General features: G+C 71.5%; 12 protein-coding genes. 7 read left to right on the forward strand and 5 right to left on the reverse strand.

Going from position 1 to position 14,176, the window contains the following annotated elements; translation table 11 throughout:
- Positions 1-77 precede the first annotated feature (77 nt).
- Complete coding sequence (locus BGO91_RS10470; protein WP_290472705.1) at positions 78-2,630, reverse strand: MMPL family transporter; 2,553 nt, start codon at positions 2,628-2,630, stop codon at positions 78-80.
- A gap of 85 nt (positions 2,631-2,715) precedes the next feature.
- Here BGO91_RS10470 and BGO91_RS10475 point away from each other — a divergent pair, with 85 nt between their 5' ends.
- On the forward strand, positions 2,716-3,297 hold the full coding sequence (locus BGO91_RS10475) for a TetR/AcrR family transcriptional regulator (RefSeq protein ID WP_290472706.1): 582 nt from the start codon (positions 2,716-2,718) through the stop codon (positions 3,295-3,297).
- A 118-nt stretch (positions 3,298-3,415) separates the two neighbouring features.
- Here the strand turns inward: BGO91_RS10475 and BGO91_RS10480 are convergent, their stop codons facing one another.
- Entirely contained in the window at positions 3,416-4,081 is a 666-nt protein-coding gene (locus BGO91_RS10480; RefSeq protein WP_290472707.1) for a TetR/AcrR family transcriptional regulator, read from the reverse strand.
- A 96-nt stretch (positions 4,082-4,177) separates the two neighbouring features.
- Here BGO91_RS10480 and BGO91_RS10485 point away from each other — a divergent pair, with 96 nt between their 5' ends.
- The gene (locus BGO91_RS10485; RefSeq protein ID WP_290472708.1) at positions 4,178-5,905 is read left to right on the forward strand and encodes an MDR family MFS transporter; all 1,728 of its coding nucleotides are present in this window, start codon (positions 4,178-4,180) and stop codon (positions 5,903-5,905) included.
- Between the two features lie 23 nt (positions 5,906-5,928).
- A complete protein-coding gene (locus tag BGO91_RS10490; protein WP_290472709.1) occupies positions 5,929-6,423 on the forward strand; it encodes a MarR family transcriptional regulator in 495 nt (164 codons plus the stop codon).
- 13 nt (positions 6,424-6,436) lie between these two features.
- Here BGO91_RS10490 and BGO91_RS10495 read toward each other — a convergent pair whose 3' ends face one another.
- Complete coding sequence (locus tag BGO91_RS10495) at positions 6,437-7,564, reverse strand: hypothetical protein (protein WP_290472710.1); 1,128 nt, start codon at positions 7,562-7,564, stop codon at positions 6,437-6,439.
- Positions 7,565-7,584: 20 nt separating this feature from the next.
- Positions 7,585-8,748 carry a hypothetical protein gene (locus BGO91_RS10500; protein WP_290472711.1) on the reverse strand — a complete coding sequence of 388 codons (1,164 nt, stop codon included), beginning with the start codon at positions 8,746-8,748 and terminating at the stop codon, positions 7,585-7,587.
- Between the two features lie 53 nt (positions 8,749-8,801).
- Between BGO91_RS10500 and BGO91_RS10505 the strand changes: the two genes are divergently transcribed.
- Together BGO91_RS10505 and BGO91_RS10510 are read left to right on the forward strand one after the other, a co-directional pair.
- Positions 8,802-9,575, forward strand: a complete 774-nt coding sequence (locus tag BGO91_RS10505) for a hypothetical protein (protein ID WP_290472712.1) — start codon at positions 8,802-8,804, stop codon at positions 9,573-9,575.
- Positions 9,576-9,586: 11 nt separating this feature from the next.
- Complete coding sequence (locus tag BGO91_RS10510) at positions 9,587-10,174, forward strand: DUF4865 family protein (RefSeq protein ID WP_290472713.1); 588 nt, start codon at positions 9,587-9,589, stop codon at positions 10,172-10,174.
- Here BGO91_RS10510 and BGO91_RS10515 read toward each other — a convergent pair.
- Positions 10,161-11,171 carry a PHP domain-containing protein gene (locus BGO91_RS10515; protein WP_290472714.1) on the reverse strand — a complete coding sequence of 337 codons (1,011 nt, stop codon included), beginning with the start codon at positions 11,169-11,171 and terminating at the stop codon, positions 10,161-10,163. The two genes, BGO91_RS10510 and BGO91_RS10515, sit on opposite strands and share 14 nt — an antisense overlap.
- A gap of 51 nt (positions 11,172-11,222) precedes the next feature.
- On the opposite strand from BGO91_RS10515, the gene BGO91_RS10520 reads away from it, so the two are divergent.
- Both BGO91_RS10520 and acs read left to right on the forward strand, forming a co-directional pair.
- A complete protein-coding gene (locus BGO91_RS10520; RefSeq protein ID WP_290472715.1) occupies positions 11,223-11,780 on the forward strand; it encodes a dihydrofolate reductase family protein in 558 nt (185 codons plus the stop codon).
- Positions 11,781-11,894: 114 nt separating this feature from the next.
- Positions 11,895-13,889 carry an acetate--CoA ligase gene (acs, locus tag BGO91_RS10525; protein WP_290472716.1) on the forward strand — a complete coding sequence of 665 codons (1,995 nt, stop codon included), beginning with the start codon at positions 11,895-11,897 and terminating at the stop codon, positions 13,887-13,889.
- Positions 13,890-14,176: the final 287 nt, after the last annotated feature.

Genomic DNA, 14,176 nt, shown 5'->3' on the forward strand with positions numbered 1-14,176 from the left:
GCGCGCGCCTCCACATTCGTCACGAATGTCGTGAAAGCGACGCCCAAAGGCGACATTCGTGACGAATGTGATGACGGCTAGCGGGTGGGGAGGGGCTCCGGGTCGGCCGCGGTGTCGGGGGCGGCGGCCGCCGCGTCCACCGGGGTGCCGTCGAGATGGTGGCGGCGTTCGAGGTTGGCGCCCTCGACGTCCACGTTCGGGAGGATGCGGTCGAGCCAGCGGGGCAGCCACCAGGCGCCGCGGCCGACGAGGTGCATCAGGGCGGGCATGAGCAGCATGCGCACCACGAAGGCGTCGAGCAGCACGCCGAACGCGAGGCCGAAGCCGAGCGACCGGATGATGGTCGAGTCCGAGAAGATGAACCCGCCGAAGACCGACACCATGATGATGCCCGCCGCGATGACGACCGAGCGGCCGGCCCGGAAGCCCTGCGCCACGGCCAGGCGCGCGGGGGAGCCGTGCACGTACGCCTCCCGCATCCCGGTCGAGAGGAACAGCTGGTAGTCCATCGCCAGCCCGAACAGGATGCCGACCAGGATGACCGGCAGGAAGCTCAGGATGGGCCCGGTCGTGTGGATGCCGAACAGCGCCCCGAACCAGCCCCACTGGAACACGGCCACGATCGCGCCATACGTCGCGAACAGCGAGAGCACGAAGCCTCCCGTCGCGATCAGCGGCACCACGAACGAGCGGAACACCACGATCATGATGATCAGCGACAGGCCGACGACCACCGCGAGGTAGAGCGGCAGGATGCCGACGATCTTCTCGGAGATGTCGATGTTGCTGGCCGCCTGCCCGGCGACGCCGAGGGTGATGCCGTCGCCGACCGCGGGGAGGTCGCGCAGGTCGCGCACGAGCTGCTCGGTGGAGGCGCTGCTCGGCCCCTCCTTCGGCACCACCTGGAACGCGGTGAGGCGGTGGTCGTCCGAGACGGCGATCGGGGCGACCGCGGCGACGTCGGACTGGTCGGCGAGCGTCTTCGCGATCGTCAGCTGGGTCGCGGTGACCTGGTCGTCGTCGAGACCGGCGGGCAGCGTCGCCGAGACGAGCAGAGTGCCGTTGGCGCCGGCGCCGAAGGAGTCCTCGATCACCTGGTACGCGCGGGCGGTGGTGGAACCGGCGGGCTCCTGGGCGCCGTCCGGCAGGCCGACGCGCATCGTCAGGATGGGCGCGGCGATGACGAGGAGGCCGACGATGGTGGCGACGACCGTCACGACGGCACGCCACGTCTTCATCGGCCGCACCGGCTTCTGGGCGCGGTGCTCGTGGGCGGCCGCGCGGGCGCGGGCCTTCTTGGTGAGCACGCGCATCCCGACCAGGCCGAGGAGCGCGGGCGTCAGCGTGATGGCGATCAGCACGGAGACGGCCACGGCGATCGCGCCCGCGGTGCCCATGAGGCCGAGGAACGGGATGCCGGTGACATTGAGCGCGAGCAGGGCGATGACGACGGTCGCGCCGGCGAAGACGACCGCGTTGCCGGCCGTGCCGGTGGCGAGGCCGATCGACTCCCGCACCTCCGCGCCCTGGAGCAGCTGCTTGCGGTGCCGATTGATGATGAAGAGCGCGTAGTCGATGCCCACCGCGAGCCCCAGCATCACCCCGAGCACGGGGGTGACGGAGGCCATCTGCACGACGCCCGAGAAGGCCAGGGTGCCGACGGCGGAGATGGCGACGCCGAGGATGGCGGTGACCAGCGGGAGCGCCGCAGCGATCACCGAGCCGAGCATCACCAGCAGCACGATGGCGGCGATGATCACGCCGACCAGCTCGCCGACGCCGAGCACCTCCGGCACGCCCTGGGCGAGCTCGGTGGAGAAGTCGGCCGTGACGCCCGCGATCGGGTCCTTCTCGAAGTGGTCGATGACGGCGTTCTTCGACTCCTCCGAGAGCTCGAGCCGCGGCTTGTCGAACGCGACGTTCACGAGCGCGGCGGACCCGTCGGACGAGACGAGGCGGATGTCCTTCGCGAGGCCGAGGAGCTCGGCGCCCTGGTCGAGCTTCGCGGTCTGCGTCGTCAGCTCGGTGCGGCCGTCGGTGAGCTTCTGCTGCTGCGCGGCGAGCTGGGCCTCGCCCGCGTCGAGCTGGGCCTGCTGCGCGTCGAGCGCGGTGGTGGGCTGCCCGGCGGCGATCAGCTGCTGCTTGCCGGCGTCCAGCTGCTGCTGCGCGGCGGCGAGCTGCGCCTTCCCGGCGTCCAGCTGCGCCTGTCCGGCGTCGAGCTGCGCGGTCGCGGCGGTGATCTTCGCGCGGCCGTCGGTGATCTGCTGTTCCTGGTCGGCGCGCTGCTTCTCGGTCGAGAACGGGTCGGTCACGCCCGAGACGTCGGGCAGGCTCTTCGCGCTCTCGATGCGGTCGGCGATCGCGGTCTTCTGCGCGTCGGTGAAGGCCGAGCCGTCCTTCGTGGTGAGCACGACGGTGCCGGAGGCGCCGCTGAACTTCGGCAGCTTCTTCGCGAGGTCGTCGGTCACCGCGCCGGAGGCCGTGCCCGGGATGTCGAAGCTCGAGCTGAGCCCCTTGTAGCCGATGAGGAACCCGGCGCCCGCGATCGCGAGCACCACGATCCACGCACCGATGACGACCCAGGCCCGCTTCGCGGATCCCTTTCCCAGGCGGTACAGCAACTCGGCCATCTCATCCTCTCTCGTGGCGTCCACGCGCCGACTGGGTCGATGATACGCACCGTCTCGTATCGAAAGATGAACATAAGATGTGAGGATGACCGGCCGCAGCGGGCGCTCGCGCAGCGAGGAGGCGCGGATCGCCATCCTCGAGGCGACGGCGCGGCTCTTCGCGACCCGCGGCTACGACCACATGACGATCGAGGGCGTGGCCTCCGAAGCCGGTGTCGGCAAGCAGACCATCTACCGCTGGTGGGGGTCGAAGAGCGAGCTCGTGGTCGACTGCCTGGTCGAGGGCGTGCTCATCCCGGAGCCGCTCATCCCGCCGGACACGGGCGACCTCCGCGCCGACCTCGTCTCCTGGCTGCGCGACGTCTTCCGCGTGCTGCTGCGCACCGACGGCGAGAACCTGATCCGCTCGTTCGCCGCGGCCGCCGCCGAGAACGCCGAGGTCACCCGCCGCATCCGCGACAAGCTCGGCGCCGGCTCCGCGCTCTCGGCGCGGCTGGAGTCGGCGGTGGCGGCGGGCCAGCTGGCCCCCACGGTCCCGATGTCCGAGTTCGGCGAAGTGCTGGTCGGAGCGATCATCCTGCGCGCCCTGGCCCGGGTCGAGACCGACGACGCCTCCGCGGAACGGCTGGTCGCCGTCGTGCTCGACGGGCCTGCGCTGGGGCGCTAGGGGATGCGGAGAACGGGCCGCCGCGCCCTTCTGCGCTGAGCCGCGGGGTCCATCCGTCACAACACGCCGCGCGGGCACGGAGCCGCGCGGCGTGTTGTGACGACCGGGTGACCGGCTGCTACAGCACCGTCCCCATCGACCGGGCGATCGCGACCGTGCGCGCGGCGATCTCGTCGGCCGTCTCCGTCGCGCCCGCGTCCGCCCACTCGCGGACCGCGATGCGCACGGCACCGATGCACACGACGACGAGCATCTCGGCGCGGGATTCGCGGTCGACGTCCGGGTCGGCGATCGCCGCGCCGGCCTCCTCCGCGCGCGCGATCAGCTCCGAGACGGCCGCGATCAGCCCCTCGCGCAGATCGCCCAGGCGGCGGAGACGGCGGTGCACGACGCCGGGGTCGCGCGCGGCGAGGAGCATCCGCGCCTCGTGCAGAGAGGGGTCGCTGGTCTCGGCGGGGAGCCCGCGGAAGAGCGTGTGCACCACCGCCGCGACGAGGTCGCCGTCGTAGGCCTCGCCGAGCTGGGCGGCGACGAGCTCCCGATCGCCCCAGGCGCGGCGGATGCCGTAGAGGGCGTCCTCCTTGCTGTCGAAGTAGTTGAAGAAGGTGCGGTGCGACACGGGGATGCGGGCGCAGATGTCGTCGACGGTGACGTCGTCCGGGCCGTGATCCAGGGCGAGTTCGACGGCGGCGCGCTCCAGGTCGGAGCGGGTCTGGGCCTTCTTGCGCTCGCGGAGGCCGGGGGCCGGCGACGCTGCCGGCGGGATGTGCGGAAAATCATGCATAAGAGGAAATTTTGCGTGAGTGCAGTTTGTTAGTTGATTTCGGTCACCTAATTATATATGGTTGCTCACTGTCAACCAATTGTGCGAAGGAATCACATGTCAGGAACCCTCACCACAGAGGACGCAGCACCCGCTTCGGCGATGTCGCACCGCCAGGTACTCGAATCCCTCTCCGGGCTGCTGCTCGGAATGTTCGTCTCGATCCTCGCGGGGACGGTCGTCTCGACCTCGATGCCGCGGATCATCTCCGAACTCGGCGGCGACCAGACCGCCTACACCTGGGTCGTCACGAGCACGCTGCTCGCGACAACGGTCTCCACCCCGATCTGGGGCAAGCTGGCCGACCTCTTCAACCGCAAGCTGCTCATCCAGCTCGCCCTGGTGCTCTTCGTGCTCGGCTCGGCGCTCGCCGGCTTCTCGCAGGACACCAACATGCTCATCGGCTTCCGCGTGGTCCAGGGCCTCGGCGCCGGCGGCCTCACCGCCCTCAGCCAGATCATCATGGCCGACATCATCAGCCCGCGTGAGCGCGGCCGTTACATGGGCCTCTTCGGCGGCATCATGGCGGTCGGCACGGTCGGCGGCCCGCTGATCGGCGGTCTGCTCACCGACTCCATCGGCTGGCGCTGGAACTTCTTCGTGGGCGTGCCGGTCGCGATCGTCGCGATCATCCTGCTGCAGTTCACGCTGCGCCTCCCGAAGCGCGCGATCCGCAAGGTCCGCATCGACTACCTCGGCGCCATCTTCCTCGCGGGCGGCATCTCGCTGATCCTGATCTGGGTCTCGATGGCCGGCACCAACTTCGACTGGTGGAGCCCGGAGACCATCTGGATGGTCGGCGGCTCGATCGCGCTGCTCGTCGCCACGGTCGTGACCGAACTGGTGGTCAAGGAGCCGATCATCCCGCTCGCGATGTTCAAGAACCGCACTTTCACCCTCGCGGTCATCGCCTCCATCTCGGTGGGCGTCGCGATGTTCGGCACGTCGGTGTTCCTCGGCCAGTACATGCAGGTCGCCCGCGGCGCGACGCCGACCCAGTCGGGCCTGCTGACGCTGCCGATGATCCTCGGCCTGCTGCTCTCGTCGACGATCGTCGGAAACCTGATCAGTCGCTTCGGCAAGTGGAAGAGCTTCATGGTCGTGGGCTCGATCCTGCTGACCATCGGCCTCTACCTGATGAGCACGATCAAGTACGACACGAACTACGTGCTCGTCTCGCTCTACATGCTCATCCTCGGCGCGGGCGTCGGCATGGTGATGCAGAACCTCGTGCTCATCGTGCAGAACACCGTGCGGCCGGAGCAGCTGGGTGCGGCGAGCTCCAACGTCGCGTTCTTCCGCAGCCTGGGCGGCACCATCGGCGTCTCGGTCATGGGCAGCATCCTGGGCACGAAGGTCGCCGACGGGATGGCCGCGCACGGCGCGGAGCTGCAGGGCATCCTCGCCAAGCTCGGAGCGAAGGGCGCCGAGATCGGGCAGCTGCTGAAGAGCGGAACGCTGCCCGAGGTGAACACGCTCCCTGCGAGCGTTCGCAGCATCGTCGAGTCGGTCTACGGGCAGGGCGTCGCCGACGTGTTCCTCGTGGCGGTGCCGCTCGCGATCATCACGATCATCGCGATCGCCTTCCTCCCGAACAACACGCTCGGGACGAAGACGGCCGTGGAGCTCATGAAGGAGAAGAGCCCGGAGTCGGCCGCCGAGGCCGCCGAGGAGAACCTCGTGGAGGTCGCCGAGGCGATGATCGCGGCGCCGGTCACCGGCTCCGTCGCAGCCGTCCGATCCGGGCAGACGGCCGGCGACCGTCCCGCTCAGGAAGATCGCTGACCGCACCGGTTATGATCGCGGCCATGGACAACATCGAGCGGGCGACGGCGCACGATGCCGCCGCCCGTTCGGCCGCCCCTGACCCGGCGGTCGACCAGGCGATCGCTTCGGTCGAGGAGCAGTTCACCATCCTCTTCAACCAGGTGAGCTCGGGGATGCGGGAGCGCGCCGCGAAGGTGCATCCCGAGCTCCAGCCTGTCGGCTACCGCCTGCTCAGCACGCTCGTGCGCACCGGTCCGCTGCACGCCGGCGCCCTGGCCGGGCTGCTCTCGACCGACAAGAGCGTGGTCAGCCGCCAGGTGCGCATCCTCGAGGGCCTCGGGCTCATCGAGCGCCGCGTGGATCCGGCCGACCGTCGCGCGAGCTTCCTCGTGGCGACGCCTCCCGCGATCGAGAAGGTCAATGAGGCGCGTGTGGCCGACCAGGCCCGGCTGTACCGCAGCCTGCGCAAGTGGGGCGTCGACGACGTCGGCCGCCTCGCCGACCTGCTGGCCCGCCTGAACTCGACCCCGCTCTGACGCGCTCCGCGGTCTAGGTGTTGTCGAGCACCCAGCCGAGCACGTGCGGGAAGGCCAGCATCGCCGCGACGACGGCCGCGATGATCGCGGCCGTCCAGGCGCCGGACCGCCGGCGGAGCCGCCGACCGGCGACGGCGACCTCCCGTCGGGGAGCGGCTGCGCGCGGATCGGTGTAGGTCGCCGCCTGGTGCCCGAGCTCCGCGCCGATCAGCTCGGAGAACCGCAGCAGCGCCGGGACCTCGGTGCGGTCGAAGCGTCGCCGGAAGCGGGTGGAGGCGACGACGACCCGATCCTCCACCACCTCGATGTCCCAGTGCCGGCCGTATTCGAGCAGGCACACGAGCACGTCGGGGGTGAGCAGCTGCAGGGCGTCCCGCTCGTAGCCCGGCGGTGCGTACACCGCGAAGTGCCGATCGACGTCCCCTTCGAGCGAGATCCGCTGGGTGCCGGGCAGCAGGGTGCGGAGGCGGCCGTTGCGCAGCGAGTCGATCATCAGGTGCGGGAGGGTGCGCGGCATCCGGGTCGCGAGGAAGCGGAACGCGTTCCTGGCACCCTTCGAGTCGTTCTTGCCGCCCGCGTAGGTGGCGACGGCGATCTGCAGGGCGGGTCCGCCGAACCGCTCGCCCCGGGTCAGGGCGAACTCGGCGCGGAAGCGGGAGGCGGCCGGCGGGCCCTGGTCCGCACCGCGCCGAGGCCGGCGTGCCCGTCCTGCCGTCGGCCCCTCCGCGAACAGGAGGCCGAGCGGTTCGGGCGCGACGCCGAGGCGCTGGTACCCGAGGCCGTGCCGCTCGCCGAAACGGCGGAGCGCGATCGCCCGCCGGCTGTCCGACGGCATCGAGAGCAACGACCAGGCGAAGACGCCCAGCCCGAACGCCGCGAAGAAGAGGACGACCGTGAGGAATCCCCGCGCCCAGTCGATCCACTCGGGCAGCATCACGGCGACCGGCAGCTCGAACGAGACACTCGTCCAGGCGACGACCGCGAGCAGGGCGGCGGGCACGAGCAGCGCGCCCTGCGCCGCCGAGCGGAACGCCTCCGGGTCCTCCTCGCGCACTTCGCTCCACCGCACGCGGGCCGGGAAGTCGGCGCGGTACTGCTCGAGCCGGTGGTCCGTCCCGCCCGTGTCCGCCCAGTACTCCACGAGGTCACGATAGCGCGGGACTACGCGGCGGCCTCCGCCCCCGCGGCTCCCTCCGCATGGGCCGGTCGCCGCGCCATGCTCCGCCAGGTGTGCAGGATGTCGCCGGGCGCGCCCGGACCGTACCGGAACAGCCGCACGGCCACGAACAGCCCGACCGACGCGACCAGCCACACGACGAGCACGATGTACGGCTCGAGGTGCAGGTTCCCCGGGAAATACGTGAGGTCGCGCACCGCCCGCACGGTAGCCCCGGTCGGCAGCCAGCGCCCCATGAACTGGTAGAACGGCGGCAGCAGCTCGGGAGCGACGGCACCGCCCGACGACGGGTTGCTGATCAGCACGAACACGATCCAGGTGGGCAGCATCGCCCAGCGGCCGCCGATCAGCACCCTCCAGAAGCTGTACGTCGCCCCGGCGATCAGCATCGTGAGCGCGAGCACGCCCCAGACGGGGAAGAAGGGGATGGGCAGCACGCCGAGCAGCGGGCCGACCGTGAACGCGATGGCGAAGCCGCCGAGGACCGAGCGCACCACATCCCAGAACAGCTCGCCGGCCAGCGTCAGCTTCGCCGCGTTCACCCGGGTCTGGATGGCGCCGACGAACCCGATGACGACGGCGGCGAGGGCGACGTAGAACAGGACCAGCCCGTTCGGGTCCTTCGCGCCGAGGGGATGCGCGTCGATCACGGTGACGGGCCGGCCGATCGACTGCTCGAGGCGCGGCGCGTCGGCCTCCAGCAGCCGCGCGACGGAGGCTCCGGAGGCGCTGGAGACGTAGAAGCGCACCGAGCCGTCCGGCTCCTCGACCAGCGCGCCGTATACCACCTGCTCCCGGATCGCCGCCTCCGCGTCGGCCTCCGTGTCGTAGGGTCGCACGACGAACGAGGTGCCTGTGCGCGCCTGCAGCTCGGTCGCCAGCTCCGTCGGGGTGTGTGTGGTCGACACCAGCCCGATCGGCACGTCGTGCGGCTGCGGATCGCCCATCGCCCACGCGTACGTGCCGGCGAAGAGCCCGGCGACGACCGTGACGATCAGGGTGACGACGAGGGCGGGGAGGTGCGGCCCGTCGCGGAACCGCCGGGAGGGCGTTGCGGCGGAGGCCTCGGTCGCGGTCGGTTCGGCCGTCTCCGTCGTCTCGCTCGTCGTGGTCGTCTCGGGCTCCGCTGCGTTCTCGTTCGAGGTCATCGGTCCCTCCTCCCGGTTCCATTCCAGCACGCCTTTGGTACTCTCGGTCGGGTATGCAGCCCGCATCCGTCACCCCCGGCGCTCGCGGCCGCCGTTCGGCAGGCCGTCGCACGGCCGCGCCCGCTCCGGCTCCCGCGCGCACGCCGGCTCCCCGCCTGGTGACCAGGATGCCGCTGCGCAACCGCCTGGGCGTCACGCTCGCCCTCGTCGCGCTGGTCGCCGGATTCTCGATCGTCCCGACGGACGCGGCGCTGGCCGCCACGGTCCTCGCCGCCCCGGTCTCCACCCTCGCGCCGGGCGAGACCCCCGTGGACGGCGGCCCCGCCGAACCCGACCAGCGCCTCGCCGTCGACGCGACCATCGCCGCCCCCGTGATCGACCGCGACACGATCGGCGCGACCGACGGCCTCCAGACGCTCGCCAACGTCGGCACCAACGAGTCGTGGGCCAAGCTCGTCCTGATGTTCGGCGGCTGGCCGCAGACCGACGCCAACGTGACCGTGATGCTGCGCTGGATGCGGCAGGAGAACGGGCCGCCGGACTGGTGGAACCGTAACAATCCTCTCAACAACGGCTACGGCTCCGGAGGGGGCGCCGGCCTCGGCAGCTACCCGGACCTCGTGAGCGCCGCCGAGTACTGCGCCAAGAACCTCCAGCGCGGGTATCCCGGCATCGTCGCGGGGCTGCAGGCCGGCACGAGCGCGGACGCCACCGCGGCCGCCATCTGGGCGTCGCCGTGGGCGACCAGCCACTACGCGAACGGCGCGCACTGGAGCACCCGGCCCGTCGAGATCGTGCAGGCGCCCGCGTCGGCGTGGGGCCAGTAGGTCGCAGCCCGATGATCGCCGCACAGTACGAGATCCCGCTCCCGCGCGACTACGACATGGACATCATCCGCCGTCGCGTCGCGGAGCGCGGCAGCGCGCTGGACGATCGCGCCGGCCTCGGCCTCAAGGCGTACCTGATCCGGGATGTCGCCGACGGGGCGCCCCGCAACGCGTACGCCCCCTTCTACCTCTGGCGCGACCCCGCCGCCCTGGCCGCCTTCCACTGGGAAGGGCAGGGATTCTCCGGCATCGTGGGCGACTTCGGCCGGCCTCCGGTGCGCACGTGGATCGGCGGCGGCTTCTCCCGCGGAGCCGACTTCGCCGCCGCACCCGGCTATGCCGTCCGGCGCCTCCGCCCGTTGCCCGCCGACGTCGACCCCGTCCACGTCGCGGCCGCTCTCCGTGCGGACGAGGACGTGTCGGCAGCGGCGGGTGTGCACTCGCGCGCGTGGGGCATCGACCCGACCGTCTGGCAGTCGGTCGAGTTCACCCTGCTCTCCCGGCGCCCCGACGCGGATCCCGGGCCGGACGCCACGGTCTACCGTGTGCTGCACCTGTCCGCCCCGGAGATCGAGCACCTTCGCCCTAGCTCTTCCTGAGCCAGTCGCGCAGCCGCTCCAGCGGCCAGGTGGTGACGATCCGGTCGGCGGGCACGCCGTTGGCGGCCGCGCGTGCGGCGCCGTAGGAGAGGAAGTCGAGCTGGCCGGGCGCGTGCGCGTCCGTGTCGATCGAGAAGAGGCAGCCGGCGTCGAGGGCGAGCCGGATGAGGTCGTCGGGCGGGTCCTGCCGTTCCGGACGCGAGTTGATCTCGACCGCCACCTGGTTCTCCGCGCACGCGGCGAACACGGCCTCCGCGTCGAACTCCGACGGCGGCCGGGTGCCGCGGGAACCCTGCACCAGCCGTCCGGTGCAGTGGCCGAGCACGTTCGTCTGCGGCGAGCGGATGCCGCCCAGCATCCGCGCGGTCATGGTGCGGCGGTCGGCGCGCAGCTTGGAGTGGACGCTCGCGACGACGACGTCGAGCCGGTCGAGCAGCTCCGGCGTCTGGTCGAGCGCGCCGTCCTCCAGGATGTCGACCTCGATGCCGGTGAGGAGGGTCACCGACCCCGTGTCGAGGGCGGCGATGGCCTCCAGCTGCTCGGTGAGGCGCTCGGGACTCAGCCCGTTCGCGACGGTCAGGTTGGGGGAGTGGTCGGTGATCGCCTGGTACTCGCGGTCGAGCAGCGCCGCGGCGGCCGCCATCGCCTCGATCGGCGTCGTGCCGTCCGACCACTCGGTGTGGGCGTGGAGGTCGCCCCGCAGCTGCGCGCGGAGCTCGGCGCCCGCGGCATCCAGCGGCTCCGTGTTCTTCGCGCGCAGGTCGGCCAGGTAGTCGGGCACCTCGCCGGCGACGGCCTGCGAGATCACCTGGAACGTGCGGTCGCCGATGCCCTTGGTGCGCTTGAGTCGGCCGTCGGCGACGCGGTCGGCGAGCTCGCCCGGGTCCAGCGGGGCGATGATCGCCGCGGCCGTTCGAAACGCCTTGACCTTGAAACTGGGGGCCAGGTCGCGCTCCAGCCAGAAGGCGATCTCGGTGAGGGCGTCGACGGCATCCATGCGCCCATGCTCCCACCGAGGGGTGTCGGTCGTCACCGGTACCGTCGCCACATGGGAAAGATCGTCTTCGACACCGCCACGTCCATCAACGGCTGGATCGCCGACGAGCAGAACTCGCTGGCCTGGCTCTTCGCGGTCCCGGGCGGGGACGAGCCCGCCGAGGGCCTCCTACCGGACGACGCCGCCGTCATGGTCGAGGGGTCGACCACGTACGAATGGGTCCTCGCCGAGTCCGACATCCTCGCGCATCCCGAGCGGTGGCACGAGTTCCACGGCGACCGGCCGACGTTCGTGTTCACGCACCGCGAGCTGCCGGTGCCCGAAGGCGCGGACATCCGCTTCGTCTCGGGCTCCGTCGCGGACGCGCTGCCCACCATCCGCGAGGCCGCGGGCGACGGCGACATCTGGGTGGTCGGCGGCGGCGAACTGGCCGGGCAGTTCCTCGACGCGGGAGCCCTCGACGAGCTCGCGATCTCGGTCGCGCCCGTCGCGCTCACCGGCGGCGCCCCGCTCTTCCCACGCCGCATCGAGTCCGACCGGCTGACGCTCGAGTCGGCGGAGGCGATCGGGCAGTTCGCGCGGCTGCGGTACAGCGTGCGGAGCGCATAAGGGACGCGCGCGTTTTTATGAGCTGAGCCCGGAGCTCATAAATCGACCGCTCCCGGTTACGCAGCGTTGCGCGCATCCCGGCGTCCCGCGCGGCCGCTCGGCTAGCGTCGGAGCGTGAGTGCGCCCATCGAGACCCTCGGCCGTGAGAGCCGTCTCTACGAGCCGTCCGCCGCGTTCGCCGGGCAGGCGAACGTCGACGCGAGCGTCTTCGTCGACGCGGCCGATCCGGTGGCGTTCTGGGAGCGGCAGGCCGCGCGGCTCGACTGGGCGGAGCCGTGGCACACCGCGCACACCTGGGAGCCGGCGACCCGTGAGGCGGACGGTGCGTTGAGCATCCCGCGTGCCGAGTGGTTCGCCGGCGGACGCCTCAACGCCGCGGTGAACTGCGTCGACCGGCACGTCGACGCCGGCAACGGTGACCGCGTTGCGCTGCACTTCGAGGGCGAGCCGGGCGACACCGAGACGATCACCTACGCCGAGCTGCAGCGCCGCGTCGCGCAGGCGGCGAACGCGCTCACCGCGCTCGGGATCGGGAAGGGCGACCGCGTCGTCGTGTACCTGCCCGTCATCCCCGAGACCGTCGTCATCACGCTCGCGATCGCGCGCGTGGGCGCCATCCACTCGCTCGTCTTCGGTGGCTTCTCGGCCGAGGCGCTGCGGTTCCGCGTGGAGGACACCGGCGCGAAGCTCCTGGTCACCTCGGACGGGCAGTTCCGCCGCGGCACCGCGGTGCCGGTGAAGGAGAACGCGGACGCTGCCGTCGCGGGCGACAACGCGATCGAGCACGTGCTCGTCGTGCGCCGCACCGGGGACCTCACCCCGGACATCCCGTGGACCGCGGGACGCGACATGTGGTGGCACGACGTCGTCGGCACCGCCTCCGACGTGCACGACCCTGAGTTCTTCGACGCCGAGACCCCGCTCTTCATCATCTACACCTCCGGCACGACAGGCCGGCCGAAGGGCGTCGTCCACACGACCGGCGGCTATCTGACGCAGGCGTCGTGGAGCCACTGGGCGCTCTTCGACGCGAAGGAGTCGGACGTCTACTGGTGCACGGCCGACCTCGCCTGGGTCACCGCGCACACCTACGTGCTCTACGGTCCGCTCTCCAACGGCACGACCTCCGTGATCTACGAGGGCACGCCGAACACGCCGACGACCGGCCGCCACTTCGAGATCATCGAGCGCTACGGCGTGACGACGTACTACACGGCGCCGACGCTGATCCGGACCTTCATGACCTGGTTCCCGGAGGGCCTCGGCGACCGTTGGGACCTCAGCAGCATCCGCCTGCTCGGAACGGTCGGGGAGGCGATCAACCCGGAGGCGTGGGTGTGGTTCCGCGAGCAGATCGGCGGAGGCCACGCCCCGGTGGTCGACACCTGGTGGCAGTCGGAGTCCGGCGCCGCCATCGTCGCGCCGCTGCCCGGTGTGACCGCGCTCAAGCCGGGGTCGGCGACGGTCGCCGTCCCGGGAGTGACGGTGCGCGTCGTCGACGAGCGCGGCGACGACGTGCCCCGCGGTTCGGGCGGCTCGATCGTGATCGACGGCACCTGGCCTTCGATGTCGCGCACCGTGTGGGGCGACCCCGAGCGGTACCGCGACTCGTACTGGGCGCCGTACGCCGACCGCGGCTACTTCCTCGCCGGCGACGGCGCGGCGGTGGATGCGGACGGCTACATCTGGCTGCTCGGCCGCCTCGACGACGTCATCAACGTCTCGGGCCACCGCCTCTCGACGATCGAGATCGAGTCGGCGCTGGTCGCCCATCCCGCCGTCTCCGAGGCCGCGGTCGTCGGCGTCGGGGACGAGACGACGGGGCAGGCGGTCGCGGCGTTCGTCGTGCCGTCGGGAGGCGCACCGACCGAGGCCGAACTCCGCGACCAGGTGACCCGCGAGATCGGCGCGATCGCCAAACCGCGCCACATCGTCCTCGTCGACGACCTCCCCAAGACCCGCTCGGGCAAGATCATGCGCCGCCTCCTGGTCGACATCTTCGACGGCCGCCCCCTCGGCGACACCACCTCCCTGCAGGACGAAACCGTCCCCGCCCGCATCGTGGAGGCCGTGCGCCCGCCCACCGCCGCCCCGGTCCCGACCACCTGAGGCGCCTCCGCCACCCTCACCGCACCTCCGGAGAATTCCGGCCCCGCACCCCGAATCACCGTACGAACGGCGAGCTGAGCGGCGCGTCGTGACGTGGCTCCGGAGTTCCGGCGGCAACGTCCCGCCGCCCGCCATCCGCCATCTGCGCGACCGGGCGCCGGAGTTCCGGCGTCGATCGCGGCCACGCCGCTCAGCTCGCCGGAACTCCGGCACCGACCGCCGCCACGCCGCTCAGCGCGCCGGAACTCCGGCATCGACCGCCGCCTCACCGATCGGCTCGCCGGAGT

The sequence above is a fragment of the Leifsonia sp. 71-9 genome (genome assembly GCF_001898805.1).
Lineage (GTDB): Bacteria > Actinomycetota > Actinomycetes > Actinomycetales > Microbacteriaceae > Leifsonia.

Excerpts from the sequence above, each read along its gene's own strand:
- BGO91_RS10500 (WP_290472711.1), bottom strand. The coding sequence starts at position 8,748 with ATGACCTCGAACGAGAACGCAGCGGAGCCCGAGACGACCACGACGAGC.
- BGO91_RS10515 (WP_290472714.1), bottom strand. The coding sequence starts at position 11,171 with ATGGATGCCGTCGACGCCCTCACCGAGATCGCCTTCTGGCTGGAGCGC.
- BGO91_RS10510 (WP_290472713.1), top strand. The coding sequence starts at position 9,587 with ATGATCGCCGCACAGTACGAGATCCCGCTCCCGCGCGACTACGACATG.
- BGO91_RS10470 (WP_290472705.1), bottom strand. The coding sequence starts at position 2,630 with ATGGCCGAGTTGCTGTACCGCCTGGGAAAGGGATCCGCGAAGCGGGCC.
- BGO91_RS10490 (WP_290472709.1), top strand. The coding sequence starts at position 5,929 with ATGGACAACATCGAGCGGGCGACGGCGCACGATGCCGCCGCCCGTTCG.
- BGO91_RS10505 (WP_290472712.1), top strand. The coding sequence starts at position 8,802 with ATGCAGCCCGCATCCGTCACCCCCGGCGCTCGCGGCCGCCGTTCGGCA.
- BGO91_RS10475 (WP_290472706.1), top strand. The coding sequence starts at position 2,716 with ATGACCGGCCGCAGCGGGCGCTCGCGCAGCGAGGAGGCGCGGATCGCC.
- BGO91_RS10520 (WP_290472715.1), top strand. The coding sequence starts at position 11,223 with ATGGGAAAGATCGTCTTCGACACCGCCACGTCCATCAACGGCTGGATC.
- BGO91_RS10480 (WP_290472707.1), bottom strand. The coding sequence starts at position 4,081 with ATGCATGATTTTCCGCACATCCCGCCGGCAGCGTCGCCGGCCCCCGGC.
- BGO91_RS10485 (WP_290472708.1), top strand. The coding sequence starts at position 4,178 with ATGTCAGGAACCCTCACCACAGAGGACGCAGCACCCGCTTCGGCGATG.